The organism is Paenibacillus sp. FSL L8-0638, assembly GCF_038593075.1.
Classification (GTDB): domain Bacteria; phylum Bacillota; class Bacilli; order Paenibacillales; family Paenibacillaceae; genus Paenibacillus; species Paenibacillus polymyxa_D.
In genome coordinates this window covers 5,752,787-5,779,299 of sequence record NZ_CP151960.1, presented here as the reverse complement: position 1 = coordinate 5,779,299, position 26,513 = coordinate 5,752,787, and the positions used below count along the sequence as shown (strand labels likewise).

At 45.3% G+C, this 26,513-nt stretch carries 25 protein-coding genes; 12 read left to right on the top strand and 13 right to left on the bottom strand.

The features are described from left to right. Position 1: 1 nt before the first annotated feature. Positions 2-1,540, bottom strand: a complete 1,539-nt coding sequence (gene gntK, locus MKY35_RS25805; protein ID WP_342445202.1) for a gluconokinase — start codon at positions 1,538-1,540, stop codon at positions 2-4. Beyond that, positions 1,533-2,264 (bottom strand): GntR family transcriptional regulator, encoded by a 732-nt coding sequence (locus tag MKY35_RS25800; protein WP_342445201.1) that lies wholly within the window; start codon positions 2,262-2,264, stop codon positions 1,533-1,535. The genes gntK and MKY35_RS25800 overlap by 8 nt, the downstream gene beginning before the upstream one ends. Before the next feature lie 238 nt (positions 2,265-2,502). On the opposite strand from MKY35_RS25800, the gene MKY35_RS25795 reads away from it, so the two are divergent. Together MKY35_RS25795 and MKY35_RS25790 are read left to right on the top strand one after the other, a co-directional pair. Then, complete coding sequence (locus tag MKY35_RS25795; protein WP_025719225.1) at positions 2,503-3,798, top strand: SLC13 family permease; 1,296 nt, start codon at positions 2,503-2,505, stop codon at positions 3,796-3,798. A gap of 21 nt (positions 3,799-3,819) precedes the next feature. Beyond that, positions 3,820-4,965: a glycerate kinase gene (locus MKY35_RS25790; protein ID WP_342445200.1), complete on the top strand. Its 1,146-nt coding sequence runs from the start codon at positions 3,820-3,822 to the stop codon at positions 4,963-4,965. A gap of 127 nt (positions 4,966-5,092) precedes the next feature. Here the strand turns inward: MKY35_RS25790 and MKY35_RS25785 are convergent, their stop codons facing one another. Continuing rightward, the gene (locus tag MKY35_RS25785) at positions 5,093-6,133 is read right to left on the bottom strand and encodes a sugar diacid recognition domain-containing protein (RefSeq protein WP_029518873.1); all 1,041 of its coding nucleotides are present in this window, start codon (positions 6,131-6,133) and stop codon (positions 5,093-5,095) included. Positions 6,134-6,356: 223 nt separating this feature from the next. After that, positions 6,357-7,487, bottom strand: a complete 1,131-nt coding sequence (locus tag MKY35_RS25780; protein ID WP_342445199.1) for an RDD family protein — start codon at positions 7,485-7,487, stop codon at positions 6,357-6,359. A gap of 211 nt (positions 7,488-7,698) precedes the next feature. Between MKY35_RS25780 and MKY35_RS25775 the strand changes: the two genes are divergently transcribed. Then, positions 7,699-8,256 carry a GNAT family protein gene (locus MKY35_RS25775; RefSeq protein ID WP_039272193.1) on the top strand — a complete coding sequence of 186 codons (558 nt, stop codon included), beginning with the start codon at positions 7,699-7,701 and terminating at the stop codon, positions 8,254-8,256. 98 nt (positions 8,257-8,354) lie between these two features. Here MKY35_RS25775 and MKY35_RS25770 read toward each other — a convergent pair whose 3' ends face one another. Next, the gene (locus MKY35_RS25770; RefSeq protein WP_238437914.1) at positions 8,355-8,825 is read right to left on the bottom strand and encodes a MerR family transcriptional regulator; all 471 of its coding nucleotides are present in this window, start codon (positions 8,823-8,825) and stop codon (positions 8,355-8,357) included. Further along, positions 8,819-9,547, bottom strand: coding sequence for an SDR family oxidoreductase (locus MKY35_RS25765; protein ID WP_342445198.1), 729 nt, complete (start codon positions 9,545-9,547; stop codon positions 8,819-8,821). The genes MKY35_RS25770 and MKY35_RS25765 overlap by 7 nt, the downstream gene beginning before the upstream one ends. 150 nt (positions 9,548-9,697) lie before the next feature. Between MKY35_RS25765 and MKY35_RS25760 the strand changes: the two genes are divergently transcribed. Both MKY35_RS25760 and MKY35_RS25755 read left to right on the top strand, forming a co-directional pair. Next, on the top strand, positions 9,698-11,650 hold the full coding sequence (locus MKY35_RS25760; RefSeq protein ID WP_342445197.1) for a BglG family transcription antiterminator: 1,953 nt from the start codon (positions 9,698-9,700) through the stop codon (positions 11,648-11,650). Positions 11,651-11,820: 170 nt separating this feature from the next. After that, the gene (locus tag MKY35_RS25755) at positions 11,821-13,827 is read left to right on the top strand and encodes a PTS fructose transporter subunit IIABC (RefSeq protein WP_342445196.1); all 2,007 of its coding nucleotides are present in this window, start codon (positions 11,821-11,823) and stop codon (positions 13,825-13,827) included. A gap of 98 nt (positions 13,828-13,925) precedes the next feature. Here MKY35_RS25755 and MKY35_RS25750 read toward each other — a convergent pair whose 3' ends face one another. Both MKY35_RS25750 and MKY35_RS25745 read right to left on the bottom strand, forming a co-directional pair. Continuing rightward, a complete protein-coding gene (locus tag MKY35_RS25750) occupies positions 13,926-14,267 on the bottom strand; it encodes a DUF3243 domain-containing protein (protein WP_342445195.1) in 342 nt (113 codons plus the stop codon). A 116-nt stretch (positions 14,268-14,383) separates the two neighbouring features. Beyond that, on the bottom strand, positions 14,384-15,298 hold the full coding sequence (locus MKY35_RS25745; protein WP_322251657.1) for a phosphatidate cytidylyltransferase: 915 nt from the start codon (positions 15,296-15,298) through the stop codon (positions 14,384-14,386). A 95-nt stretch (positions 15,299-15,393) separates the two neighbouring features. Here MKY35_RS25745 and MKY35_RS25740 point away from each other — a divergent pair, with 95 nt between their 5' ends. Beyond that, positions 15,394-15,936 (top strand): hypothetical protein, encoded by a 543-nt coding sequence (locus MKY35_RS25740; protein WP_076292845.1) that lies wholly within the window; start codon positions 15,394-15,396, stop codon positions 15,934-15,936. Positions 15,937-15,954: 18 nt separating this feature from the next. Here MKY35_RS25740 and MKY35_RS25735 read toward each other — a convergent pair whose 3' ends face one another. Continuing rightward, positions 15,955-16,845 (bottom strand): YegS/Rv2252/BmrU family lipid kinase, encoded by an 891-nt coding sequence (locus MKY35_RS25735; protein WP_342445194.1) that lies wholly within the window; start codon positions 16,843-16,845, stop codon positions 15,955-15,957. A gap of 139 nt (positions 16,846-16,984) precedes the next feature. On the opposite strand from MKY35_RS25735, the gene MKY35_RS25730 reads away from it, so the two are divergent. Together MKY35_RS25730 and MKY35_RS25725 are read left to right on the top strand one after the other, a co-directional pair. Beyond that, positions 16,985-17,851 carry an SDR family oxidoreductase gene (locus MKY35_RS25730; protein WP_342445193.1) on the top strand — a complete coding sequence of 289 codons (867 nt, stop codon included), beginning with the start codon at positions 16,985-16,987 and terminating at the stop codon, positions 17,849-17,851. Positions 17,852-18,113: 262 nt separating this feature from the next. Then, the gene (locus tag MKY35_RS25725) at positions 18,114-18,452 is read left to right on the top strand and encodes a zinc ribbon domain-containing protein YjdM (RefSeq protein ID WP_342445192.1); all 339 of its coding nucleotides are present in this window, start codon (positions 18,114-18,116) and stop codon (positions 18,450-18,452) included. 41 nt (positions 18,453-18,493) lie between these two features. Here the strand turns inward: MKY35_RS25725 and MKY35_RS25720 are convergent, their stop codons facing one another. Next, positions 18,494-19,249 (bottom strand): AIM24 family protein, encoded by a 756-nt coding sequence (locus tag MKY35_RS25720; RefSeq protein WP_029518860.1) that lies wholly within the window; start codon positions 19,247-19,249, stop codon positions 18,494-18,496. 252 nt (positions 19,250-19,501) lie between these two features. Here MKY35_RS25720 and MKY35_RS25715 point away from each other — a divergent pair, with 252 nt between their 5' ends. Continuing rightward, entirely contained in the window at positions 19,502-20,554 is a 1,053-nt protein-coding gene (locus MKY35_RS25715; protein ID WP_069012299.1) for an LLM class flavin-dependent oxidoreductase, read from the top strand. Positions 20,555-20,659: 105 nt separating this feature from the next. Here MKY35_RS25715 and MKY35_RS25710 read toward each other — a convergent pair whose 3' ends face one another. From MKY35_RS25710 to MKY35_RS25700, 3 genes are all read right to left on the bottom strand, one after another. Beyond that, on the bottom strand, positions 20,660-21,169 hold the full coding sequence (locus tag MKY35_RS25710) for a DUF1036 domain-containing protein (protein ID WP_342445191.1): 510 nt from the start codon (positions 21,167-21,169) through the stop codon (positions 20,660-20,662). A gap of 82 nt (positions 21,170-21,251) precedes the next feature. Beyond that, entirely contained in the window at positions 21,252-22,760 is a 1,509-nt protein-coding gene (locus MKY35_RS25705; protein WP_342445190.1) for an aminotransferase class V-fold PLP-dependent enzyme, read from the bottom strand. Between the two features lie 134 nt (positions 22,761-22,894). Then, positions 22,895-23,371, bottom strand: coding sequence for a DsrE/DsrF/DrsH-like family protein (locus MKY35_RS25700; protein WP_029518856.1), 477 nt, complete (start codon positions 23,369-23,371; stop codon positions 22,895-22,897). 209 nt (positions 23,372-23,580) lie between these two features. On the opposite strand from MKY35_RS25700, the gene MKY35_RS25695 reads away from it, so the two are divergent. From MKY35_RS25695 to MKY35_RS25685, 3 genes are all read left to right on the top strand, one after another. Further along, on the top strand, positions 23,581-24,309 hold the full coding sequence (locus MKY35_RS25695) for a hypothetical protein (protein WP_342445189.1): 729 nt from the start codon (positions 23,581-23,583) through the stop codon (positions 24,307-24,309). Positions 24,310-24,412: 103 nt separating this feature from the next. Then, positions 24,413-25,375 (top strand): radical SAM protein, encoded by a 963-nt coding sequence (locus MKY35_RS25690; protein WP_342445188.1) that lies wholly within the window; start codon positions 24,413-24,415, stop codon positions 25,373-25,375. A 161-nt stretch (positions 25,376-25,536) separates the two neighbouring features. After that, positions 25,537-26,511 (top strand): aldo/keto reductase family protein, encoded by a 975-nt coding sequence (locus MKY35_RS25685; protein WP_069012295.1) that lies wholly within the window; start codon positions 25,537-25,539, stop codon positions 26,509-26,511. The last annotated feature ends 2 nt before the right edge of the window (positions 26,512-26,513 follow it).

Genomic DNA, 26,513 nt, shown 5'->3' with positions numbered 1-26,513 from the left:
TTTAGTGTTTAATTAGGCTTCTTTGATAATTGGAAATCCGTGTATAATCGTCTTCTAATACTCTGGATAGGTTAATGAAAATCGGCAGCAATTTCCTGTATTCCTTGGTTGCTTCTTCTTTGGGTGTATGTTTGTTGGTACTGCCAACCATTTCAGAAACGACTTCAAAGGATTGAATTTTTCCGGTGGCATACAAGCCTAGAATACAAGCTCCTAGACAAGAACTTTCGTAGCTTTCTGGAACGACGACTTCAGATGCGAATATATCAGACATCATTTGCCGCCAAACATCTGACCTTGCGAAGCCTCCAGTAGCTTGAATTCGGGTCACAGGACCGTCCATGCATTCAGTTAATGCCAAAAATACGGTATACAAATTGTAAATGACTCCTTCTAGGGCTGCGCGAATCATATGTTCTTTCTTATGTGACATCGTTAAACCGAAGAATGAGCCACGTACATCTGGATTCCATAATGGCGCACGTTCACCAGCCAGGTATGGATGGAATAACAATCCGTCAGATCCTGGTCTTATACGTTCAGCAATCTTGGTTAGTACATCATATGGATCAATTCCTAGTCTTTTCGCTGTTTCTACTTCTGATGAGGCAAGTTCGTCACGGATCCAGCGAAGGACCATCCCGCCATTGTTCACCGGCCCCCCAATAACCCAGTGCTTTTCTGTTAAGGCATAACAAAATATTCTTCCCTTTTCGTCTGTTTGAGGCTTGTCTATAATGGTTCGAATGGCACCGCTTGTCCCGATTGTGACGGCAACTTCGCCTTTTCGTATCGCATTTACACCTAGATTAGAAAGGACTCCATCGCTAGCTCCAATAACAAATGATGTTTGTGGATCGATCCCCATCTTTTTTGCTAAATCTGAATCACAGTTGGTAAATATCTGGGTTGTTGGCACGAGCTCAGATAATTGAGAAGGTGTTATGCCCGCAATTTTTAATGCTTCTTCATCCCAATCTAATTTTTCTAGATTCATCATGCCCATGGCAGAAGCTAGGGAATAATCCACTACATATTGATCAAAGAACTTTTTGAAAATATATTCTTTAATTCCGATATACTTTTTAACCTTGACAGCGGTTTCAGGAAGGTCATTCACAATCCAAGCTATTTTTGTTAAGGGTGACATGGGGTGAATGGGTGTTCCTGTTCGTTTATAGACTTCATGGCCATTCAACTGATCCTTTATTTTATGTGCCCATGCCTCACTTCGATTATCTGCCCAAGTGATACAAGACGTAAGTGGGCGATCATGTTCATCCATCGCAATGACACTATGCATGGCACTGCTAAATGAAACAAACGATAGCTTTTTTTGTGAGTGATGTTTCATGATATTCGAAATGGCCTGTAGGACAGCCTGAAATATCTCTTCTGGGTTTTGTTCAGCTGTCGCTATGTCCGGTGTATAAAGCGGGTATCCAATATTCTCTTGTTGGATGACTTCGCCCTTTTCGCTAAATAGAACGGCTTTCGTACTTGTGGTCCCGATATCTACACCCAACATATAGTTAGTCATTTTGTTGCACGACTCCTTTAGATAGCATTTGTTGTGACATCCATAGGTCTTCTACTTTACCTTGAACATCATCAAAGTTTTCATGTAAAGACTTGATCATGAGGTCTCTATCTTTTGCTTTGATTGCTTCAATATAAAGTTCATGATTGTTTATAATCCGTGTAAAATCTTCATACTTTTCTTTGAAACGCATACGCATCGACAGAAGAATGAGACTTTCCATAACAGGCTTCAAATTATTCCAAATCATCAGAATATGGGAATGATTGACTGCACGAATAATCGTTTCATGGAATAAGACATCTTGATATGAAAACTCATCAGCATCACCATATTTGATGGCGACTTTCATCATTTCGAGTATTTTACTAAGTTCCTTCGCCAAATCATCAGTGTCCATCTTTACAAGACGTTCAAATACGAAGGATTCTATGAGCAGACGGACATCATAAATTTCTTCTATTTCTTTTTCTGATAGGCCAATAACAACGGCTCCCATTCTTTCTAATCGAATGATATTTTCGGATGCCAGTATTTTTAACGCTTCACGAATGGGTGAGCGACTTACAGTGAAATCAGCAGCTAGTTTATTTTCAGATAATATGGTACCGCTTTCAATACCGCCAGAAATAATGCGCATTCTAAGCTCGGATGTTACGCGATCACCAGCTGAGGCTTTTAAAAGCCATTTGGAGGGATATAGGAATTCTGATTCGACCATCATTTCACCTTCTCAATTAATCAAGTATACTTGTATACAGGTATTATAATCTGAAATTTTAAATTTGCAAGCGTATTCATTAAATTTGTTTTGTAACTACTGATTTCATCCATAGGTTCCAATTGAAGTTCGGATTTTTTGTGCAAATGCACAATCAATTTCGTCTGTTCTTCAATATTTTTAACGTGCGGCAATCGATATAATGAAAGCGTAATCAAAAATTGCCCGGGGGGTTAGACAGATGGAAGGATTGACGATCAGTTGGATAGGAGCTCTGGCAGGGCTAGCTATTGCAATTATTCTGATATTAAGAAAGCTGAATCCGGTTTACGCTTTATTTTTGGGAGCTATTGTAGGCGCTTTATTGGGCGGAGCCAATCTGGAGCAGACAATCAGCGTGTTAATAAGTGGTACGCAAAGTGTGATGGGGACGGTCATTCGTGTGCTTGCCGCAGGTGTATTGGCAGGCGTAATGATGGAATCCGGGGCGGCGGAGACGATTGCGCAGGCTATTGTAAAGAAATTTGGCGGTAGTAAAGCGATACTCGCACTAGCCTTAGCGACGATGATTATTACGGCGGTAGGTGTATTTATTCCCGTTGCCGTGCTGATTGTGGCACCTATTGCATTGTCGGTCGGTAACAAAATGGGGATTTCCAAGCTGGCGCTCCTGTTGGCTTTGTCTGGAGGCGGAAAAGCGGGGAACATCATCTCTCCCAATCCTAATACGATTGCGGCGGCGCGCGGATTTAATCTGGATTTAAGCCACGTGATGTTGGCGGGCGTGGTTCCTGCGATATGCGGTTTAATCATGACTGTTTTGGTGGCATCTATGTTGAAAACCAAAGGTGTGAAGGTGTCCGACCAGGATATTATGGACAGTGATGTCGATACATCGAAATACCCGGCGTTGGGACGGGCGATTGTAGCCCCGCTGGTAGCTGTTATTTTGCTGATGATTAACCCGATTGGTTCCATCTCCGGCATTGAAGCACTTTCGAGTTTCAAGGTGGATGCGATGTACATTTTGCCGATCGCCGGGATTGTGGGTATGCTGGCCATGGGACAAGGGCGCAATATCCTGAAGTATTCGGCCTCCGGTTTAAATAAAATGACAGCGACTGTGCTGATTTTGATCGGTGCAGGCGGGATTGCCGGTCTGATCTCTGCCTCCAACTTGTCTGCACAGGTGGTTGGCCTGATTGAAGCTTCGGGAGTTTCCGGTACATTTTTGGCACCGCTTGCAGGTATTCTGATGGCAGCTGCCACGGCGTCCACCTCGACGGGAGTTATTTTGGCGACAGGCTCGTTTGGGGAAGCCATTCTGAACATGGGAACGGCCCCGCTCGCCGCAGCTGTGATGGTGCATACAGGAGCTACAGTCATTGATTCCTTGCCGCAGGGCAACTATTTTCACGTCACGGCAGACAGCATGAAAATGAGCATTAAACAACGGATGGGATTGATTCCTTACGAAGCTATTGTGGGTGGGACGATGGCAATTGTAGCGACACTCATGTATGGATTTTTACTTTAATAATTACAATGGGGTGAGAAGATGAGAGAGAAAACATTTGTGCTGGCACCAGATTCTTTTAAAGAAAGCATGACGGCTAAAGAAGTGTGTATCGCGATGGAGAAAGGACTGCGCAAGGTCTATCCAGCAGCGAATTACGTCCACGTACCGATGGCGGACGGCGGTGAAGGAACGGTGCAGTCACTGGTGGATGCGACAGGCGGGCAGATTCGTTATATCGAGGTGACAGGACCGCTTGGGGAACCTATAACTGCTGCATACGGCTTGCTGGGAGACGGCACCACAGCGGCAATCGAGATGGCATCCGCCAGTGGAATCCATCTGGTTAACAAGGATAACAAGAACCCGTTAAAGACAACCACCTACGGTACAGGGGAGTTAATCCGTGAATGTCTGAACCAGGGAATTCGAAAAATTATCATCGGCATTGGCGGAAGCGCGACGAATGATGGCGGTACAGGCATGGCGGAAGCACTGGGCGCCAGATTTCTGGATGCAACAGGCAATACTCTTCCGCGCGGTGGCGGTAGTCTGGGTGAGCTGGCCAGTGTTGATATTTCATCACTGGATGACCGCTTGCAGCAGGTACAACTGATTGTAGCCTGTGATGTGACAAATCCGCTGTGCGGAGAGCATGGGGCCTCTCAAGTATTCGGGCCGCAAAAAGGGGCAACCCCGGAGATGGCGCAGCAATTGGATGCCAATCTTGCCCATTACGCCGATGTGGTGAAGCAGCAGCTGGGCAAGGACGTGCGCGACCTCCCAGGTGCAGGCGCAGCAGGTGGATTGGGTGCGGGCTTATTGATTTTCACTCAAGCAGCGCTGCAAAAAGGCATTGAAATTGTGATTGAATACACCGGTTTAAAACAAAAGCTTGCCACGGCCGATATCGTTTTGACGGGGGAAGGCGGTATTGATTTTCAGACTAAATTCGGTAAAACTCCTTATGGAGTAGCTCAGGCGGCCAAACAGTCTGGCAAAAAGGTTATTGCGGTTGCAGGTTATATCGGGGAAGGGATCGACACGTTGTACAAGGAAGGAATAGATGCGGTGTTCGGCATCGTACCGGGAGCCTCGGAGCTCGGTAAGCTGCTGGCCGAAGGGCCGCAGAACGTAGAGCGTACGTGCGAGAATATCGCAAGAGTACTTCAATTCAGCGAGAAATGAACCGAATAATACGAGCGCTCGCCTGTAATCCCGAGCTTAGCTAAAGCCGGATTGACTGAGAAATTGGGAGTGCGGCGAGCGGATACATGATATTTCTGGCGTATGGTCAGGGGCGTGAAACAGCTGTTCATTGATACAGTGCCAATAAGCCGTGCGTAAGCTCAAAAAGCTGAAGGAGATTCCGGGGATCTTTACCAGTTAAGGTATGGATGCGCTTCAGGCGGTATTGCAGCGTATTTCGGTGAATGTTTAATTCATCTGCCGTAAAGGAGACACTGCCGTTATGGTTAATAAAGCTTCGCAGCGTATCCAGCAAATCCACGGTATCCTCCAGCTTGCTCACCAGATAGATCGTGTTCGTCAGGTTCGTTTGACTCAATTTGACCAGAAATTCGACTTCCGCAAAAGAAATTTTTTGCACAGGCGGGCGCAAAGCCAGTAAAACATTCATAGCTGACTTGGCTTGCATATAAACATCCGCAATGTTGTGCTCTTGTCTGCTGACCGTAATCAGCACATCGGGATGGCTGCGCACAAGTGGCTCTAGCAGTTTGTCTGTCGGTTCCTGATTTTGTATTAGGACGAGATAACAATCTTCCTCCATACGAAAGGATGGATGCTGCATGAATATATTGGACAACTCGGCTAAATGAGCTGGATCAGCAGGCAGATACTTTACATATACAGCCGAAGTTTTTAGAAGCAAATCAATGTGATATTGAGCTGCTTCTTTTTTTATTTTTTGCGTGTAGGCTCCCTGGTGATTCAATAACATTTCCAGCACAGATTTTTTGCGATTGGCTTCATAGGCCAGATGCTCCAATGAGATGCGCTGTTCGATCAGGAGAGATACTGTAGTTTTAACAATATTGCAAAAAGGACGCACTTCATCGGGATTGCCTGAAATACCAATGACACCAACTAACTCATGATGAATGACAATCGGTTCGTTGGTTCCCTTTTTCTCATAGTGGCCGTCCTGCCACACTTCAATCATTTTCCCGGTTTCGAGCGCCTGAACAGCTCCTTGGTGAATGGTTCCGATTCGTTCACTCTCGCCGCTGCCAATGATGATGCCTCGTTCATTCATAATATTGATATTGTATGGAATATCCTTCATCATTTTGTCTACGATGTCTTGGGCTTGTTTTTCGGAGAGCTGAAACAAATCCGGATTCCTCCTTTATCTATCGTGATATAGTGTACCTTAATGTACTACCTTTATGAAAGGGCTTCCAATTTATTGTGCATCTGAACAATATGATAAGGCAGGTCGCCGAGCATGTCAGTCCATTTTATCATAGATGTGAAGAATCGTTGTACGCAAAAAAACAGGGCTCTAAGGAGCACCTGCTTTTTGTGTCTATCCTTTTTATTGCCAGCCACGCTGACTAATGACGAACCTCGCGGAAGCTATAGATAATGTCGTGCAGTTCTTTCTTTAAACGGCCGTCTTTAGACGCTGGGGCATATCCTAGCACCTGGTAGTAATTCTTCTCGGTCTCAATAATCGCTACATGGGTGATATATTTATCCACATCTTTTTTACCTTTAATCGCGAACTCAAGGGCAGGATATCCATGAATGGTTGTATTAGAGACAGGTCCTACACTGGACAGGTTCCACTCTTTGGTTAAGTTATTTTCAGCTTTCTTACCATACTGTTGGAGAGTTATATTGCCCAATTGCTTTTTCGAGTGGGATAGTACCACAACGGACTTTTGAATGTACGGATTAATTATCGCAATCTCTGCTTTTCCTTCACGGTCCGGATCTGTTGACCAGTCCAGTGGGGCTGTGATTTGAAATTGTCCATCTTTACTCACATAGCTTTGCTCTTTCTTGCTCACTGGAGCTTCAGGAGGCACGTAACTATTTGCCAGTATAAAAATAGCATTTACAAACGAGGCTCCCAAGATCACCATGGCGGTAAAAAATATAAACAGCGAACGTTTCATTGTCTTTTTGCTAATCGGCTCTAAATCCCGTACCTTTACAACATATGTACCTGCAGCTAAATCACCAATTCGTTGTCTGGATGCAGTTACTAACACGCTGATACCAGCAGGTATCCCACCCATTAGCAACGGATTGGTATCGATTAGCCTGAGCAGCGTACGAATGAGTGATTTAAGAAAACCAGGAGGCTTACCTTCCCCGTTAACCACCTTAATACGAAAGACGAACTTACCCAGCGTATAGCCTGTGTAACCTTCCAAAAGCAAATAATAGCTGAAGAAAGCAATAAGCAGAATACAACGGGATGCAATCGCTAAAGGCCAAAACCATCTATCCGTTATTTGAATGACAGAAATAAAGAAACAAATATACCCAAGATAAAAAAATATGCAATCAAAAACCGTTGCTCCCCACCGTCTAAACAGAGTAGAGTTCCCGTATGTTTTTGATAACGCCGCCATCCTGTTTGGATCTACCCCATAATTTTGACCATGTCGAATGTACATCTGTCTTGAAGATTCCTGCGGGTTGTGTGGTACGTGCTGTTCGTCCAAAAAATACACCTCTTCTTAATAATTAAAAACACACTCCTTATATTAACGGTCATTTTACAATCCATGTTTAGGAAAACATTCTATAAACAAAGAAATTATTATAAATATCCCTTCCTCTCATTTACTCTATAATTGGAAGAAGAAAGTAACGATAGACTCGGGAGGTATGGGTATGCAAGAAGAGCTGGCAGAAGCGAACAAGGCAGCAAGAGGTGAGAATGTGAAAGGTGAGTTTCCGGTTATAACGACCGAACGTCTCGTATTACGAAAAATGGTAGCGACGGACAGCAAGGACATGTTGGAATACTTTTCAGATGAGCAGGTTATGAAGTTTTATGGACTGAGCCCGTTTGAGTCTGAACAGGATGTACTGGATGAGATCAGTTGGTATGATCGGATTTTTGAGACAGATCAGGGAATACGCTGGGCTCTTCAAACGAATGAAGGTAAAATCATCGGTTCTTGCGGGTTTCATAACTGGGACCAACGTCATCACCGGGCAGAAATGGGCTATGAATTGTCCAGAGACTATTGGGGCCAAGGGTTAATGTTGGAGGTACTTGCAGCTGTAATCGACTATGGGTTTAATACCCTCTCATTGAACCGCATTCAGGCGCTAGTAGAGCCAGAGAATGCACAATCCTTGCGTTTGCTCGAAAAAGCAGGCTTTCGGCAGGAAGGGCTCCTCTCCCAATATGAATTTACGTCCGGCAAATATGATGATCTTTACATGTGCGCATTGGTCAAATCAGAGTATATCAATCGTTCTCAGAAATGATAGATGAGGTGAATCAAGCGGGGGAGCATGGGTAGGAAGAAGGTTGATCATTGTACAACATGATCGACCTTCTTTTTGGATAAAGCAATAAAAAAACCTTAAAAAAGGGGATTGGTGCTGGGTGTTGTAGGGTTACAATTCGTGTCGCTAAGATCAGGATTGGTAGAGAGGTCGCGATAATGGCTGAGCTTATATTCAATAATTTTTTGGGTCTCCATCAGTCTGGAGATTTCTTGTTGAATCTTCTGATTATGTTTTTCAAGTAAGGAGTGTCTAATCGGAATGGTGCTGTTGCCTTGCATCGAAAGTTCTCGATAATGCTTCATTTCCTCTATGGTCATTCCAGTGGCTTTTAATCGGGTTAGAAAGATAATCCCCAGAATCTGATCTCTACTGTAGAACCTGTGTCCGTTAGCCCTTCGTTCTGCATAGGGCAGCAAGCCAATTCGCTCATAGTAGCGTATGGTATCCTCTGTTAAACCTGTTAGTTCTGCAGCTTGACTAATAGAGGTTATGGTCTCCGGAATTTCCTGCAAAGTATCCCACTCCTTAATTGTAACGATTACCAAGGAACTTCTCCATTCGCGTCGAAAAACCCTCCTGACGGCCCGTCATTATTTAAAGTGGCTAAACGAACAACGACAGCAGCAGCTTGTTGTACAGAACCCGGTCCTGTAAAGCCATTTAAGTCAGTGGCGGTAAAGCCAGGATCAGCCGAATTAACTTTGAGAGGTGAGTCTTGGAGTTCCTTGGCAAGGGTGACGGTGAACATATTAACCGCTGCTTTGCTGCTATTGTAGGCAAGCAAATTAAATTGGGTATGCTCATGTTCAGGATCGCTATTATAGGTTAATGAACCAAGGCCACTCGACAAGTTAACGATTCTACCGCATGGAGATTCTTGCAATAAAGGCAGCATGGCTTGCGTTACGGCGACCAAACCGAAAAAGTTTGTTTCATACGTTTCTCTTAAATCGTCCAAAGAAAACTGACTTGGAGGAGTGGCTCCTCCCAAAGATATGCCGGCATTGTTGATGAGTACATCAAGGGAACCGAATTCTTGTTTGATCTGTTGGACTGCGGAATCAATCGTACTGTGATTCGTAACGTCTAACAAAATCAATCGGGCTTTTACTCCCTCATTAGCCAACTTAGCCACCGCTTCCCGGCCGCTCTGCTCATTCCGTGAGCCAACCAGGATTGTAAAACCCATACCGCCCAATTGCCTGGCTGTTTCATACCCGATGCCTTTGTTGGCCCCAGTAATAAGAACTGTTTTCCCAATAGTCATGAGTGATTCCTCTTTTCATTATTCTTAAATTTGGCGGCCACCATGCTTTAAATGTACTACTTGGAGTATACTTAAAGTCAACACAAAACCAGCAAAAATATAGCTCGAAATGCCCTGGACATTCTTTAACTTGGAAGATGGGAGAATGGAATGAATAAAAGGCAAATGGAAATTTTACGCATGTTGTTAACTGAACCAGACCGGTTGTGGTTAGCGCAGGATTTGGCAGATCTGACCGACTGCTCTGAAAAGACGATCCGCAACGATCTGAAAGTAATTGAAGATTATATCGTCAAGCATTCTGATGCCAATCTGGTGAGAAGGCCGGGACGCGGCATTTATCTGGAGATGGGTGAAGCGGATCAGAATGAATTGTTCCATCGACTGTATGCGGACGAGAGTACAGCCCAACATGAGTCGGATGAGGAAAGGGTACTGCATCTCGCCTATCGACTCTTGATGAATGCCAAGCCTGTGACCATCCAGGATCTAGCTTCACAGTATTATGTGAACAAGACGGTAATTCGTAGAGATATGGAGAAGATTGATGGTTGGCTGCACAGCTTTAATCTGGCCTTAATTACCAAGCAGCGCGTAGGCTTAACCATTCAAGGCTCTGAGAAAAATAAGCGCATCGCTTTGGCGCGGATGAACCAGCTGATTGACAGTCCTGAGTTAACAGGACAGTTGATGCGCAAACAGTTTGAATCGCACGAGATTACAACCATAAATCATGAATTAAAAGCATTGCAAAAACGCCATGAGCTCAGCTTTACTGACGAAGCTTTCGAAGCTCTAATGCTGCATATCCTCTTAATGGTCAAACGAACCAAGATGGGACAACCCATTTCCCTCTCCAAGCAGGATATTGCCTTTTTGCAGGAGAGACGCGAATTTACATGGGCTAAGTCTTTTTTGCAGCAATTGCAAAAGTTGTTTGCCGTGCCTTTTTCCAAGGAAGAGACAGCGTATTTAACTCTGCACCTGCTTAGCGGGAAGTTCCGTTACCAGCAGGAGGAAATAACAGGAAAACAAGGTGAGCTGGCAGATAGCCACCCGCTTTTGCCTGAGTTGATTGAGCAGTTAGTCCGGCGGATGTCCGAGCTGAATATGATTGCCTTTTCCAAGGACAAAATGTTGCTGAAAGGATTGAATGTCCATTTATATACGACCCTGAACCGTCTTCAATATGGGTTGACCGTGTCCAATCCTATGCTGGCCGAGATCAAGAAGATGTACCCCTACATGTTCGACCGAGTTATTATTACGCTGGAAGAGGTGGGGAAATGGATCCGGCTATCCTTCCCCGAGGAGGAAGCGGCGTATTTAACGCTGCATTTTCAGGCTTCTGTGGAGCGATTGCACCAGAAAGAGAGTCATCCCCAGAGAGCCATCATCGTGTGTCACATGGGCATTGGTATGTCCCAACTGCTGCGCACCAAGGTGGAACGTAAATTTCCGGCTGTACATGTGGAGACAACCCTTTCCAAAGCGGAAGTCCAGGACTATCTGGCAGCTCAGGAGGTGGATCTCGTCATTACCACTGTAGATCTCCCAGAGATGAACATTCCGCACATTCTCGTCTCTCCCTTGCTGGATGCCAAGGACGAGCGTCGATTGGAGCAAGTGATCCGACGACTGGATGAGCCGGAACATAGGGCGGCAGACGAATCTGTATTTTTTAAATATACAACACCTTTTTTGGTCTTTCCCCAGCAGGAAGTGCAGCATCCGGAACAATTGATCTCCAAGCTGGCGCAAATACTGGAGGACAAAGGATATGTGGAGCCCGGTTATGTGGACAGCGTACTGGCGCGAGAAAAAATGTCGGCTACGACGATTGGGGGAGGCATAGCCATCCCGCATGGCGGTTCTGAGTGGATAAGGCAGTCCTCTATTGTAATCGCTACCTTGAAGCAGCCGCTTACCTGGGGGACCGAGAAAGTAGAGCTTGTGTTCTTGCTTGCGGTTAAACAGGATGGGCGGGAAGAGATGCGCCAGTTATTCAAGGAATTGTCCCTGATCAGTGAGCAACCTGCTTTAGTTCATGCCTTATCTAAGGAGACCGATGCGATGAGATTATTAGGGAGAATGAAGGGATAAACTAAAATCAAAAAGCTGTGCTCTGGAGCAGGACTTATAGATAAGTCCTGTTTTTTGTCGGTATAATTCCGTTTTTCCGAAAGTTCCGGTAAAAAGTTCACCCGATAATAGCAGGATAGGCGTTTATACTATCAATGTAAGCGGAAACATCAGAGAGAAGGGGAATGACTATGAAGATATTGGCGATTACCTCATGTCCTAACGGAATTGCACATACGTATATGGCAGCTGAGAATCTGCAAAAGGCAGCAGCAAAGCTGGGCATCGAGATGAAGGTCGAGACACAAGGCTCCATTGGAGTCGAAAATCAACTGACCGAGCAGGAGATCCGTGAGGCAGATGGCATTATTATTGCAGCGGATAAAACGGTGGTTAAAGACCGCTTCGTCGGTAAGAAACTGCTGGTCGTTGGCGTACAGGATGGCATTCGCCGTCCGGAAGAATTGATCCAGCGGGTGATGAAGGGTAATGTACCTGTGTACCAAGCAGAGTCACGTTCTGCCGAAGGTAGCTCACAGGAGAACAAACCGAAGCAAAATCCCATCTACCGCCACCTGATGAACGGTGTGTCCTATATGGTACCCTTCATCGTCATTGGGGGATTGCTCATTGCCATTGCGTTGACAATTGGCGGTGAGAAGACACCAGGCGGTCTGGTTATACCGGACGGTTCATTCTGGAAGACGGTTCAGAATATCGGTTCGGCTTCGTTTACCTTTATGATACCGATCCTCGCTGGATTCATCGCGATGAGCATTGCAGATAGACCGGGGCTTGCACCGGGTATGGTTGGCGGATTCATTGCTGCGAACGGCAGTTTTTATGGAAGTGAGGCGGGGGCTGGATTTATCGGCGGCATTATCGCTGGTTTCCTGGCGGGTTATGTTGCACTTGGGATTCGGAAAATTAAAGTTGGCCGAGCATTACAGCCGATCATGCCTATTATTATTATCCCTGTATTGGCATCTTTAATTGTTGGATTAATCTTTGTCTTTGTGATTGGTGCTCCAGTCGCACAATTGTTTGAAGCTTTAACGGGTTGGCTTGCAGGTATGCAAGGTACAAGCTCAATTCTACTGGCATTGATTCTAGGTGCGATGATCTCCTTTGATATGGGCGGCCCTGTGAACAAAGTTGCTTTCTTATTCGGTTCGGCCATGATCGGCGAAGGGAATTATGAAATTATGGGGCCAATCGCCGTTGCGATTTGTATTCCGCCGATTGGGATGGGACTTGCAGCGATGCTCAACAAACGTAAATTTGCACCTGCGGAACGCGAGGCCGGGAAGGCAACATTCACGATGGGGTTGTTCGGGATTACCGAAGGTGCGATTCCATTCGCGGCGCAAGATCCACTGCGTGTTATTCCTAGTATCATGGTAGGATCCATGGTCGGTTCAGTCATTGCGATGTTGGGGAATGTAGGTGACAAGGTAGCTCATGGTGGACCGATTGTAGCTGTGCTTGGTGCAGTGGACCATGTGTTTATGTTCTTCATCGCCGTTATCGTTGGCGCAGCCGTGTCGGTTATCCTGGTGAGCCTGCTGAAAAAAGATATTGCAGCAACTGTAACTCCGGATGCTGCTGGGGAAGCGATGCCTGGACATTCTACCACAGGAGCTGGACAATCTGCGATTACTACAACGGCCGTTGCGGAGTCATCAGTTTCAACAACTGTCACAAGTAACGGGCCAGCCGTGTCTTCGCAAGGCATTCACATTGAGAAACTGACGGATATTGTAACGATGGATCTGATTAATTTGGATCTGGAAGGAACGACACGAGATGCTGTGGTTGATGAAATGATCGGAGCACTTGAGAGAACTGGAGCTGTAAGCTCTGCCAGTGATTTCAAACAGGCGATATTAGCCAGAGAGGAAGAAGGATCAACAGGCATTGGAATGAATATTGCCATTCCTCATGGCAAATCGGAAGCTGTCCTGAAGCCAAGCGTGGTCTTTGGCATCAAGCAAGGCGGTGTTGACTGGAATAGTGCAGACGGAAGTGAAGCAAAACTGATCTTTATGATTGCCGTACCGCGCAACAGCAAGGAAAATGCGCATCTGAAAGTGCTGCAAATGTTATCGCGTAAGCTGATGGACGATCATTTCAGAGAGGCGCTTCTGGCAGTTACTACGAAGGAAGAAGCATATCAATTGCTGGATCAGGTGCATTAATTCAATGCGCTAAGAACTTAAATCTAAAAAAGAGGCTCCCGAAGCTATAGCAGGGAGCCTCTTTTTATAGTAAGATACGTTTCCTAAAGCATGTATTCTTACGAGGTTTGAGCCACGCGTACTAGCATATGGGCAAGCGCATGCTGCTGCTCCTTGTCCCCCGCTTTCCACAGCTCCTGGAGGAGCTTCTCCTCGCGATTTCGCGGTTCTTCTTTGGCTGCCAGATATCCAGCTATCTTCTCAGCTGCTTTTGCCATCAATTCTTCATTCAAACCGATTTTTTGAGCCATTTCAATCTTGTCGCTCAAATAACTTTTGAATGAATCAAAGCTGCCCAGAATGTCATCCTTTTTGCTGTCGTCTATCCGATTTAATACGTCATCTACCTTGTTCAAGGCCACTTCGCCTTCCTTATTCACAACATGATTGTGCTCTGCCATTTCTAACGCCTCCTCAAGATCGTTTTCTAGGATAAGGACTGCTTACGATACGGTAGTACTTACCCCGGCTAACCAAAATGAAACCGATGAGAAGCGGAGTATTGCGGAGGTAATCGCTACATAAAGTCAAAAAAATAACGGATCACGTGAAAAAAAACGGGCGAGGTGTAGGTCAAGCTATCCACCCGACTTAAGTAGCTTTTTTTCAAAGCATCGAACTTGTCATCATCGCCGATTAATAAATCCCGCTTCAGCACGGAAACCGTTAAGCTGCCAAAGAAACCGCTCAAGCTGATCAGCATGCCGAAAATAATTCCAAATTTCAGGTCAAACGGCGTCAGGTAAGGATAGATGAAATAGGAAGCCGCTATAGTTACGGGAAAAGCGAATGCAAAGCCTTCCCAAGTTATATTGGGATTGGATGTCGGGACGATTTTCCGTTTTCCGAAATAGAGTGATGCTAGATAGTGTACGACATCATTGAGCTGCGTCAGTACCACTAGAAAAAGTACAAGTTTCGCTCCGTATTGCGGCGTAGCAAACTGAAAATAGGCCAGATGACTCAACCCGAAAACCATTAGCATGAGTCCCCACTGGGTCGAGCTGACACTGCGCAAAAAACCAACCGTTCCTTTATTGATCAATCGCGGGAGCGGTAGCAGCAAGAATACATAGATAGGGATAAAGACAATAAACATTCCGTACCACCCGATATAAATCCAATAAAATTGTACGGGAATCGCCAAGTACGCCCATAGAAACAATCTGCGATCAGCTTTTCTGGATCTAATCATGGAAAAGTATTCTTTTAGCGCAAAAAAGGTGAGTGCCATCAGGGAAAGCAGTGAAACGATCGGATTGAAAAGAGTTGCCAAGCAAAAGATAAAGAACATACCCCACCATGTCTTGATACGAAGCCCAATCGCTGCATAGTCTTTATCTGGCTGTGTTTTGACTACTACTATGTAAATCAGATGGATGACCAATAAGGCTGTAAAAATAAGGATTAACGTTAATATCGAACTGTCCATTACCACTCACCAACTTATCGCGAAATAGGGTTCCATTAGGGTTCCTATGTTATTATGAAGGAATAATTCCAACTTGATAAGGGGAAATTTCGTAAATGGTAGCAGATCAATCCGTCTTTATCTTGCTTACGAATACGGGAACGTTTCTTACGAGAGTCATTAAAAGCTATACGAGAGCGCCATATAATCACGCCTCCATTTCCTTCAACCGGGAACTTTCGGAGTTATACAGCTTCGGCAGAAAGACCCCTAATAACCCTCTGGATGGTGGTTTCGTGAAAGAGGATATTAAGACAGGTACATACAGCAGATTTCCGAATACAACATGTGTTATCTACGAGCTTCAAGTAACCGACCGTGAAGTTGAAAAAATGAAGCGAGTTTTACATGTATTTATCCGAAGTCGTCAAAAATATATGTATAACTTACTGGGTTTGATTGGTATTGCACTCAAAGAACCAGTCGAGTTCAGCAATTCTTATTTTTGTTCGCAATTCGTCGCGGAAATTTTACAGCGATCCGGCATAAAAATATGGAACAAGCTACCCGCTCTTGTTACACCAGACGATTTTCGGCAAAGTGATCGGTTCCATTTGGTCTACGAGGGGAAATTGAGCGAGTATGATCCTCAAGCTTGAGGATCAGGACCGCATGACCTAGACCTCTTCCGGCACAATTACCTCGATATGACGCGGTAAAATACCAAGCTCGATAGGCAAAGACGGCCCTTCCTCACCATCTACATTCGTACTGACCGGTTCTGCGGAGCTGACACTTACATGCTTTGCAGTAAAGTAAACGATATCACTATGATCCTTCAGGTTGCCTAAAAATAAGGATATGCTGGCCGTCACGGTGTTCAATATGTTGAGGTTTTTAAAAATAAAGCAGTGAAGCAGACCATCGTCAACAGTCGCATCGGGTGCCAGTTTCTCGAATCCGCCAACTGAATTGGTTAACGTGGCCAGAAAGAGTGGGGATTCACCTTCCCAGGTCTTGTCATCATAGCGGACGGTCAGTGAGTGGGCTGGATGGCTGATAAGCTCTTTCATGCCTTCTTTGAAGTAGGCAAATGTGCCAAACATGGATTTATCGTCTGACGATACAGCTGATAGCGATTCAGCAAGCGAACCTGTGGCAACAACATTGGCAAACATTCGGCCGTTTAAGAGGCCCATATCTACGTTTTTCACGCGGGCAGAAGTCAGTGTACGGATCGCCAGCTCGGGACTTAGCGGAATTTGCAAGGCACGGGCAAAATCATTGACTGTCCCAAGGGGGATAATCCCCAGTCTTGGACGGTGGTCTTGATCCATGAAACCGTTGATGGTTTCGTGAAGTGTGCCATCTCCACCGATGGAAACGACTAGGTCACAAGCTTCCTCACACGCATTAACGCAAAAACGGGTGGCGTCCAGTTCCTTCTCTGTCTCTTTAACCGTAACAACGTATCCTTGATCACGTAGAGTTTCTTCTACGTTTCTGACATGTTGGAGGGATTCCTCTTTGCCGGAAGAGGGATTTACAATGATCATAGCTTTCTTCATATACATGTTCCTTTCTCTAGGGGAAAGTTTGGGTTACCCACTCTTACCCGCAAAGCAGACCTTTAGACTCTAGAATAGACATGTGTTATATTTTTAGTTACTATATAAAAGTAAATAAAATCTGAATGGAGGATTTCATATGAAAATCGCATTAACAGGAGCAACAGGGCAACTGGGTTCCATCGTGGTAGATACGTTGCTTACATCTGTCTCCGCAAACGATCTTATTGTTAGCGTAAGAAATCCAGAAAAAGCAGAGAACTTACGGTCTCGTGGCGTTGACGTTCGTCACGGTGATTTTGATAAACCGGAGACGCTGGATCAAGCGTTTGCTGGAGTAGATCGACTGCTGATTATATCCGCAGACGGGGATAATGATACTAGAATTCGTCAGCATAAAGCGGCTGTTGATGCTGCTGTGCGTGCTGGAGTAGGCTTCATCGCTTATACTAGCGCTGCCAATGCCGCTGACAGCACTCTATTTCTTGCGCCCGTACATCGCATCACGGAGGAGTTCATTCGCGAGTCAGGTATTCCTTATTCCTTCTTGCGTAATAATTGGTATCTGGAGAATGAGGCAGGCACGATCCGATCCGTACTCGCGGGTGCTCCTTGGCTAACCTCGGCAGGGTCCGGTAAAGTAGGTTGGGCTACCCGCGCAGATTATGCGCAAGCAGCTGCAAATGTTTTGTCTGGTGAAGGACATGAGAATACAATATACGAGCTCTCCGGTAAGCCGATTACCCAAGAAGAGTTTGCAGCGGTACTTGCTGAGGTTCTGGGCAAAAACGTTCCTGTCCAGCAGGTGGATGATGCTACGTATGCCGAGGTTATGCTCGGTGCGGGAGTCCCAGAAGGAGCAATCCCTATTGTGGTTGGTATTCAACAAGCGATTCGTGAAGGAGCCTTGGATGTCGTAAGCAGCGATTTTGAGAAGCTGTTGAAACGCCCCCTTACACCGCTTAGCCAAGGAATTAGTGAACTGATCAAGCAAATCCAAGCATAATAAACGTGCCGTAAAGCGGATGCTGCCTACGTAGGCAACATCCGTTTTTAGTTATATGTTCACCTATGGACATTTTCAGCAGACAGAACGCTTACATATGAGGTGCAACAATACTCAGATTAGTTTCATCCATGAGTGGAATCGTGACGGATTATCCAATATACTTGTAGGGAACTCCAAGGAAGACTTGGAGCAAGCTTGGTCTATCCAGGGAAGCTTAGCACAGCAGTAGAATTTGAAAATGAATGGAGTACATAATACCATGTCTAATTTACCAAATTGTCCTGAATGTAATTCAGAGTACACTTATGAGGATCGCAGTCTTTTCATTTGTCCGGAATGCGCTCATGAGTGGTCTACCGAGTCAGAAGCAAGCAGTGAAGACATTAAGATCGTCAAAGATGCGAATGGTAACATTCTGCAGGATGGTGACTCTGTAACTGTCATTAAAGACCTTAAAGTGAAGGGAAGCTCATCCGTCTTAAAAATCGGCACCAAAGTAAAAAACATCCGTCTGGTGGATGGCGATCACGATATTGACTGCAAAATTGATGGTTTTGGAGCAATGAAGCTAAAATCGGAGTTTGTAAAAAAGAATTAAAATGTAAGAAAGGAGAAGCCGAGGGCTTCTCCTTTTTTTGTTTATAAGGGCGCTAACCATACGGTTCCTGTTCCCCTGTACACATTTACCAGCCCTTCGCCGGAAGCAGCCGAGCCCATTTTGGTTTTTCCAGATTTTTCGACGGTGAACTGTAAGGTATTGGACCACATGAGGGCAAAGTTACCATCCACCTTCAGCACATCATTTTGCAATTCTATAACGACCGCTTCCTCGGAAGGGATTGGCGCTTGAAGTGCCAGAACTCCTTTTCCGCGGGCGCTTAAATTAAATAACCCTTCTCCACCCAGTGCGGCAGAGGAAAGATTACTACGTGCAACGACGGATATGTCCAGCGTCGTGTCACAAGCCAAAAACAAGCCGTCTTCGATGGCAATATCATCATTGTCGACATCAATAAGCCAAATATATTGGTAGGTAGGCTCCAGCATAATGGTACCCGTGCCTTTATAGTGCGGTTTAATGGCACCTGTCCCTGTTACAGCGCCGGACACCAAGTTTCGCATTAAGCCTCCCACGCCTTTTACACCGGTAGTCATTTCCATGCTACCCACAGTATATTGCATGGCTCCCGCCTTCATCATAATCTCACTATTGTTGATTTCGATCATGAGCTGTTTGCGGCGCATGTTACTTTTGCTCATATAGTAATTGTCTTGCGCAGCCGCAACCGAGGTGCAGCTCAAATCTGTTATGTATTCCAGTACCGTAAATCCGCCTAATTGGTCAGTGATAGCAACATTGCTGTTATCCTTTAAATTATTAATAACAAAAGCCATAAATGTAAGTGCCTCCTTGTTGTATTCATGGTGTGGGGATGGGAAACTTCTTTGTTCCATACAATATTCGACAAAGAGTCTTCTTTTCCTGCGGCGAATTCTTGACACTTCCCTTGGCTGGCTTTCAGACTCCAAAAAGGAGAGGTTGAAAAAGATGCGAAAAAGGTTCAATATAAAGATATCGGTTTTTAAAATGATTGGCTTCGAAAGCAGCCGAATGAGAATGAAACATGAAAATAGGGGGTAGAGCAAGTGGAGATAGGGATAAGCACGTTTGTAGAAACAACGCCGGATCCCCAAACGGGTGAGGTTATTAGTCACGCACAACGAATACGTGAAGTGGTCGAGGAGATTGTACTTGCAGATCAGGTAGGGCTGGATGTGTACGGCGTAGGGGAGCATCATCGTAAAGATTATGCAGCATCTGCTCCGGCTGTTATCCTCGCTGCTGCAGCGGCACAGACCCAACGAATTCGGTTAACCAGTGCAGTTACGGTGCTTTCATCGGATGATCCCGTACGTGTGTTTCAGGATTTTGCTACACTGGACGGCATTTCGAATGGACGAGCTGAGATTATGGCAGGCCGGGGCTCTTTTATCGAATCGTTCCCGTTATTTGGGTATGATTTGGATAACTACGATGAGTTATTTGATGAAAAACTGGAGCTGTTATTGAAAATCCGAGAATCCGAGAAAGTCACCTGGAAGGGCGGACATCGGCCTGCAATTCACAATTTGGGCGTGTATCCGCGTCCAGTTCAAAATCCGTTGCCCGTATGGATTGGGAGTGGGGGGAATCAGGAATCTGTGGTTCGTGCAGGATTGCTCGGTTTGCCATTGGTTCTGGCGATTATCGGGGGTAGCCCTGTACAGTTTGCCCCGTTGGTGGAACTGTATAAAAAAGCCGCTAGGCATGCTGGTCATGATGCATCGCTGCTTCCGGTTGCATCACACTCACATGGTTTTATCGCAGAGACGACTGAGCTGGCAGCGGATAAGTTCTTCCCTTCCACTCAGCAGAGCATGAATGTGCTTGGGCGTGAACGCGGTTGGGGCCCTTACACTCGCTCCAGCTTCGATGCCGCACGCAGCTTTGAAGGAGCGTTATATGTAGGTGATTCAGACACGGTTGCCAAGAAAATCATTCATCTCCGTAAACAGGTAGGCATTACACGTTTTCTGTTGCACGTGCCCGTCGGTACGATGCCGCATGACGATGTCATGAGAGCTATTGAGCTATTGGGAACAGAGGTAGCACCACGGGTTCGTGAAGAGATATCCAAGTGGGAATCCGAGAGTAAATAAGTGGATTGATCTCAATAGATAAAAGAGAAAGGAGCAGGCCATGGGGGTGAGGTCGCTCCTTTTTTGCTTCTAAAAAAACTATATGCGAGCTGATGAGATCATTCTTTATTTGGTTCGTTTTTTATGCGTGATGCGTTTCTGTAATTGAGGCTTTCCTTGTTTTAGTCTCTTAGGTTTAGCAGGAACTCTGCGCAAGATAGGTTTCTCTTGGGTTGCTTTGGAAGGCAATGTCATGCGGAGTGTGGATGATGCAGGTTTTCTTTGACTGCTGCTCGTTACAAAGTTGATAGTATAGTCGAAGACGAACGGACTAACTGCGATTCTCCGCAGTCCCACGCTTCTACAAGTGGTACAGCCTGTATCCCAGCACCAATTGAAGGCATTCTCAGGAACTTGAGTGAAATATGAACCACGCCATTCGCGTCCAAAAACATTTTCCGCATAATAATAGAACGTAGTACCTCCTGGGAAGCCGCTCCACACCTGGATAGTCTGTCCGGGATTAACTTGGTACCAGCCTGCTTTAGAGTAGTTAACAGGAGTACAGCTGAAGTCCGGATAGGCAAAGACCACAAAGATAGCCGCATTGGTACTGTTGCGAAAATTGAGACCCATTTGTCGTCACTTCTTTCATCATATAGTAATCCTACAGAGTATTCTATGAGAGTTTTGAAAGAAGGAAACGGACACGAGTCTCTTAATCGCTGAAATTGAACCATTTGCTGATGTCTATTTTGTTATGTTCATTCATAGCTCGCCATTCGTTCGTATCTGGTTGATAGGTATAATCTTTTTGCCAGGTCATGATGTTTTCCACGATTGCTCGTATGGAAGAGGCGATATAGGAGACTTCCTGATTCGTCATCATGGGATGGAGCGACAGACGCACCCAGCCCGGTTTTCGAGATAAGTCTCCCGCATGGATCAGGTCTGTCATTTGTTTGGATGTTTGTGGGTCAATGCCCAGCAAATAATGTCCGTAGGGGCCTGCACAAGAGCAGCCGCCCCGGACCTGGATGCCAAACCAATCATTCAATAGTTTTACAATCAGGTTATAGTGAATATGGCCGACAACGAAAGAAACGATTCCCATTCGTTCTTGGCTGCTTCCTCCTAAAATGTGTAGCCCTGGTATGGTACTCAAGCTCTTTAGTAATAATGATGTCAGTTCCTTTTTGCGCTCCAACAGACGCTTCTGTCCCATCTGTTCTTTTAGCCGAATGCAGAGCGCCGTTCGAACGGCCTGTAGATAGGCAGGCGTCCCTCCATCCTCACGGGCTTCAGTATTATTTTTATACTCGTATCCACCCCAAGGATTGGTCCAGCTAACTGTACCCCCTCCGGGCTGATCTGGAGCACAATTAAGGCACAGTCTCGAATCCATAATTAAAACACCGCTTGTACCGGGACCCCCAAGAAATTTGTGGGGTGAAAATACAATCCCGTCCAGTTTCTCAAGGGGATCTGTGGGGTGCATGTTGATCTCGGCATAAGGTGCGCTTGCCGAAAAATCAATGAAACAAACGCCGCCATGTTCGTGCATTTTGCGGGCTAGCTGGTAAATAGGCACTTCGAACCCTGTAACATTAGAGCAGGCGGTAAAGGCGCCGATTTTGATAGGACGATGCCGGAATTGAAGCAGTAGTCGTTCGAGATGAGTTGGATCGACAATCCCGCCGGGACCCGGAGGAAGACATACAACGTCTCCAATGGTTTCTGCCCAGGAAATATGATTGGAATGATGCTCCATATGTGTAACGAAAATAACGGGGCGTTCTTTTTCCGCGATGGGGTAGAGGGGTTTTAATTTTTCATGTATTTTCAATCCTAACAGCCGCTGAAGCTTATTCACTGCACCTGTCATACCAGACCCGGCGAACAGGATGATATCATGTTCATTGGCATGAACGTGGTTTTTAATGATTTGTTTCGCTTCTTCATAGGCTTGGGTCATCAGAGTTCCTGTCAAATTAGACTCCGTATGCGTGTTCGCCACAAAAGGGCCTAATTCATGAGCTATTTTCGACTCGATGGGTCCATACAGACGGCCGCTGGCTGCCCAATCCGCATAAATCAGCTTTTTTTGCCCATATGGAGATTCAAAGGTCTGGTGATATCCTATTGTACTTTCGCGATACCTTTGGAAATAAGCCTCGTTAGAAGGCTGATACCTACAATTACTGCTTCCAATTCGAGCCATGAGCATACGGCGCCTCCCAAGTCGTTCTGTCTTTTTAGGGTACGTAGGTAGGCCCGAATGGGTTAAAAAAAATAGGCGAGTGTCATCATTTAGTCACAATAAAAGCCTCATCCAACAGCCGGATAAGGCGCAAGTCTATCCTATATAAACAACTGCATATCGGATTCGAGCGCATCTTTTAGATACGTTTTGGCCTCGATAATTTCCAGTTCAGGTATAAATTCTTCCGGTTTAAAACCCATAATATCCACCGATAGCTTACAGGCATAAAATTTGACGTTTTTCTTCCGGGCACCTTTTAGGAAGTGGATCAGCTTTGGGGCTTCATTGTCTTCCAACATTTCCGTTAGCATCAGTTTGCCCAGACCACTAAAATTCATATGGGACAGCGGTAAGGATTCAGGCCCTTTGGGCGTCATCAAGTCCATGAGTTTCTCGTAAATCGTCTTATCCTCAAGCGTCATCTTCTCGGGATCACGAACCAGTGATAATCCCCAGAACGCAAAAAACATCGTCACGTCCACATCCAATTCCCGCGCTGTATTTGCCAGAATCAGTCCAGCCATTGCCTTATCATAATCGCCGCTGAACATAAGCAGATTCATCCTTTTATCCACAATTCCCGCCTCCATTACCAACAGATATATTCAGTATGGATTTGGGAATGAGAACTATGCCCAGTTCACATATTGATCACAATTTCAGGACATGTGTTGAAATTCAAGAGCTCTATTCAATATATGTTATTATTATCTATGGGAATTACATAGCACCATTGTTTTATGAAATATTAGGATAAATGAGAAAGGAACAGGTTTTGAAATTTATGAAAAAAACATCGTCTATAATGATTTTATTTTTATTGCTGATTGTGACAGCATGTGGAGCCCATCAAGAGAAGAACACGGATTCGTCTTCAAAAGCTTCGACCTCTAAAAATATGTCTTCTGAACAACCGATAAATTCTGAACAGAAGAAGGAAAATGCAACTGATGCAGGCCAATCTATGAAAGTGGTCATACCTAAAGAAAAAGCTATTATACGTTCAGAAGAGGGAAATTCATTAGTTCATGCAGATTGGACGTCAGGCCAACCTGATGTGGAGTTACCCCTCCAAATGGGCGCAACTAAGGCTGAACTCGTATTAGGGATGGATCATCCTAACGGGGTGAAAACGTTGGTGGTATTCCCTTCCGAGTCTACAGGTTGGCCGCTCGACCTGTCTTCAACTGGAGAATCGGAAGCCTTTGACGAGTTTGGGGAATTGAAAGCAGGCTATAGGCTTCAAGCGAGCGTTTACGACTTTGATCATGATGGAACTAACGAGTTAGTCATTGCAGCGGGTGACTTAGCTACGAATGCTGAGATATGGGTTTTTTCATTTACAAATGTAGAAAACATTAAAAAGATAGATCCTTTTCATCAGGAGTTAGCCGTAACAGGACAATCCTATATTACTTTGAATGGACATGAATTAGATGTGCCTTATGGCTCTCAAGGTTTATTTGAGACGTATAAGTATGTAGATAAAGAATTTCTTACTCCCGTAAAGTAAAGTAACCCACCGTTACCAATGTCATATCTACAAACCGCTCCTATTCTGTATAATTTCAGGGGAATTCAAGACACAAGCCTGAGATCGGGAGGATCATGAGAAAGTGAGTATAGAGAACAAATATAAAGCACTTGAACTGGAAAAGCCGGGCATCTACGAGCTGGAGGGACTGGAAGTCGGGGTCACCTCTAATTGCAACTTCAAGTGTGATTACTGCTGCGCATATCAGCGGAACGATGGGCAATGCATTAGCAGCAAAGAGGTCATTGATATTATTGATGACATTCCAACGTTAAAACGTGTGCGACTGTCCGGGGGAGAAGTGACCTTGAAGTATGAGGATTGTCTGGACATTGTGGCTCACTGTTCGAGCAAAGGAATCGCTACCCAGCTCAACACCAATGCCAGCTTGCTCAGCCCTGAACGAATTGAGAAACTGCGTGATGCAGGTCTTTCCAACATTCATATCTCCTTCAACTTCACGGATGCTGATAAATATGCAGCCTATTATCATGTTCATCCTCGCATGTATGAGAAAATTGTTCAAAATATCCGGTTATGTACCGAGGCCAAGCTGGAAACGGTGTTGGAGACGTTGCTGTTTGCGGAGACGCAGAACAACATGCCAGCTATTAGCGAAATGGTATATGATCTCGGTGTCCGCATCCATGAAATCCAAAACAGCATTGTGATGGATCATACCAACTGGAACGCTATTTCCACCAAGGAAGCGCTCGTCCGTTCCGTTCATGACCTGATTGCACATAAAAAAGATGACACTGTATTGTATTTCACCTGTATGGACCGTTTCGCAGAAGCACTGGGTTTCCAGGAACAGCCGGGTGTGTATTTTTCCAATTGTGTTGATGGTAAAAAACAGCTCCATCTGCACGGGAACGGGGACATCCTGATCTGTGAGCTATGCCATCCTGTGGTCATCGGCAATATCTATAACGGAACATCCTTAAAGGATATTTACAAAAATAAACCGAAGCAGCTTCAGGAGTTTCTCGACAAACTGCCTTGTCCTGCATATGATGCGCTTTTTCCTGTAGGAAGCAAGTAGACATGATTTGAGCTTGTGAGACTAAAGCATCTACCACCCTAACAGTCAGGGTGGTAGATATCCTTCATGTAACTCCATGAATCCTTTATCAATGATTTTAATGAAAGGGTTTACATGTTAAAATATAAAAATATAATCCTCTTATGAAAGAAGGAGTAGATATGAAATATAGAAATGTAGGCAACAGTGGTCTTAAAATTAGTGAAATCGGCTTGGGGAGCTGGTTGACGTACGGTACAGCCGCCGAGCAGGAAGCAGCTCATACCTGTATTGCCAAAGCCTTTGAACTCGGGATTAATTTCTTTGATACCGCGAACGCGTATAACCGGGGAGAAGGCGAAAAGGCTATGGGAGCTGCTTTGAAGTCCTATCGAAGAGATAGCTATGTATTATCTACCAAGGTGTACTTCCCTATGGATACCGGTCCCAATGACAGGGGACTGTCACGCAAGCACATTATGGAGCAATGTGAAGCGAGTCTGAAGCGTCTGGGTACGGATTATATCGACATGTACTTTTGTCATCGTTATGATCCAGACACTCCTTTAGAAGAGACGCTGCGAGCGCTCGATGACCTTCAGGCTCAGGGTAAGATTCTGTACGCTGCTGTCAGCGAATGGAGTGCTGCCCAGCTCATGGATGCTTATGGGATTGGAAAAAGGCTGAATCTGCGCCCGCTGATTGCCAATCAGCCGATCTATAATATGTTCGAACGTTACATCGAGCATGAGGTACTTCCGGTATCCGGGCAGGTAGGCATCGGCCAAATTGTATTTTCGCCTCTGGCCCAAGGGGTCCTCACGGGGAAATACAAGCCTGGACAACCTTTACCGACGGGTAGCCGCGGGGCTGATGCCTCTGTCAATAATGTCATTAGTAGTTACATGAACGATACCGTTCTGAACTGTGTCCAGGAGCTGGATAAGCTGGCGAAGAACTTAGGTGTTACCCTGTCACAGCTCGCGCTTGCTTGGATTCTGAGAGAACCGGGTATCAGCGCTGCACTTATTGGGGCTACTAAACCGGCACAAATTGAGGAAAATGTAAAAGCAGTCGAAGTGACGCTGCAACCGGAGACATGCGCGGAAATTGAGCGGATTCTGAAGCAAGCAGAGGGTTTTGAACCTTTGCGTTAAGC

Bases quoted from the DNA above. Each gene is read 5' to 3' on its own strand.
- gntK (WP_342445202.1), bottom strand. From the start codon at position 1,540: ATGACTAACTATATGTTGGGTGTAGATATCGGGACCACAAGTACGAAA.
- MKY35_RS25800 (WP_342445201.1), bottom strand. From the start codon at position 2,264: ATGATGGTCGAATCAGAATTCCTATATCCCTCCAAATGGCTTTTAAAA.
- MKY35_RS25795 (WP_025719225.1), top strand. From the start codon at position 2,503: ATGGAAGGATTGACGATCAGTTGGATAGGAGCTCTGGCAGGGCTAGCT.
- MKY35_RS25790 (WP_342445200.1), top strand. From the start codon at position 3,820: ATGAGAGAGAAAACATTTGTGCTGGCACCAGATTCTTTTAAAGAAAGC.
- MKY35_RS25765 (WP_342445198.1), bottom strand. From the start codon at position 9,547: ATGACTATTGGGAAAACAGTTCTTATTACTGGGGCCAACAAAGGCATC.
- MKY35_RS25760 (WP_342445197.1), top strand. From the start codon at position 9,698: ATGAATAAAAGGCAAATGGAAATTTTACGCATGTTGTTAACTGAACCA.
- MKY35_RS25755 (WP_342445196.1), top strand. From the start codon at position 11,821: ATGAAGATATTGGCGATTACCTCATGTCCTAACGGAATTGCACATACG.
- MKY35_RS25750 (WP_342445195.1), bottom strand. From the start codon at position 14,267: ATGGCAGAGCACAATCATGTTGTGAATAAGGAAGGCGAAGTGGCCTTG.
- MKY35_RS25745 (WP_322251657.1), bottom strand. From the start codon at position 15,298: ATGGACAGTTCGATATTAACGTTAATCCTTATTTTTACAGCCTTATTG.
- MKY35_RS25740 (WP_076292845.1), top strand. From the start codon at position 15,394: ATGGTAGCAGATCAATCCGTCTTTATCTTGCTTACGAATACGGGAACG.
- MKY35_RS25735 (WP_342445194.1), bottom strand. From the start codon at position 16,845: ATGAAGAAAGCTATGATCATTGTAAATCCCTCTTCCGGCAAAGAGGAA.
- MKY35_RS25730 (WP_342445193.1), top strand. From the start codon at position 16,985: ATGAAAATCGCATTAACAGGAGCAACAGGGCAACTGGGTTCCATCGTG.
- MKY35_RS25725 (WP_342445192.1), top strand. From the start codon at position 18,114: ATGTCTAATTTACCAAATTGTCCTGAATGTAATTCAGAGTACACTTAT.
- MKY35_RS25720 (WP_029518860.1), bottom strand. From the start codon at position 19,249: ATGGCTTTTGTTATTAATAATTTAAAGGATAACAGCAATGTTGCTATC.
- MKY35_RS25710 (WP_342445191.1), bottom strand. From the start codon at position 21,169: ATGGGTCTCAATTTTCGCAACAGTACCAATGCGGCTATCTTTGTGGTC.
- MKY35_RS25705 (WP_342445190.1), bottom strand. From the start codon at position 22,760: ATGCTCATGGCTCGAATTGGAAGCAGTAATTGTAGGTATCAGCCTTCT.
- MKY35_RS25695 (WP_342445189.1), top strand. From the start codon at position 23,581: ATGAAAAAAACATCGTCTATAATGATTTTATTTTTATTGCTGATTGTG.
- MKY35_RS25685 (WP_069012295.1), top strand. From the start codon at position 25,537: ATGAAATATAGAAATGTAGGCAACAGTGGTCTTAAAATTAGTGAAATC.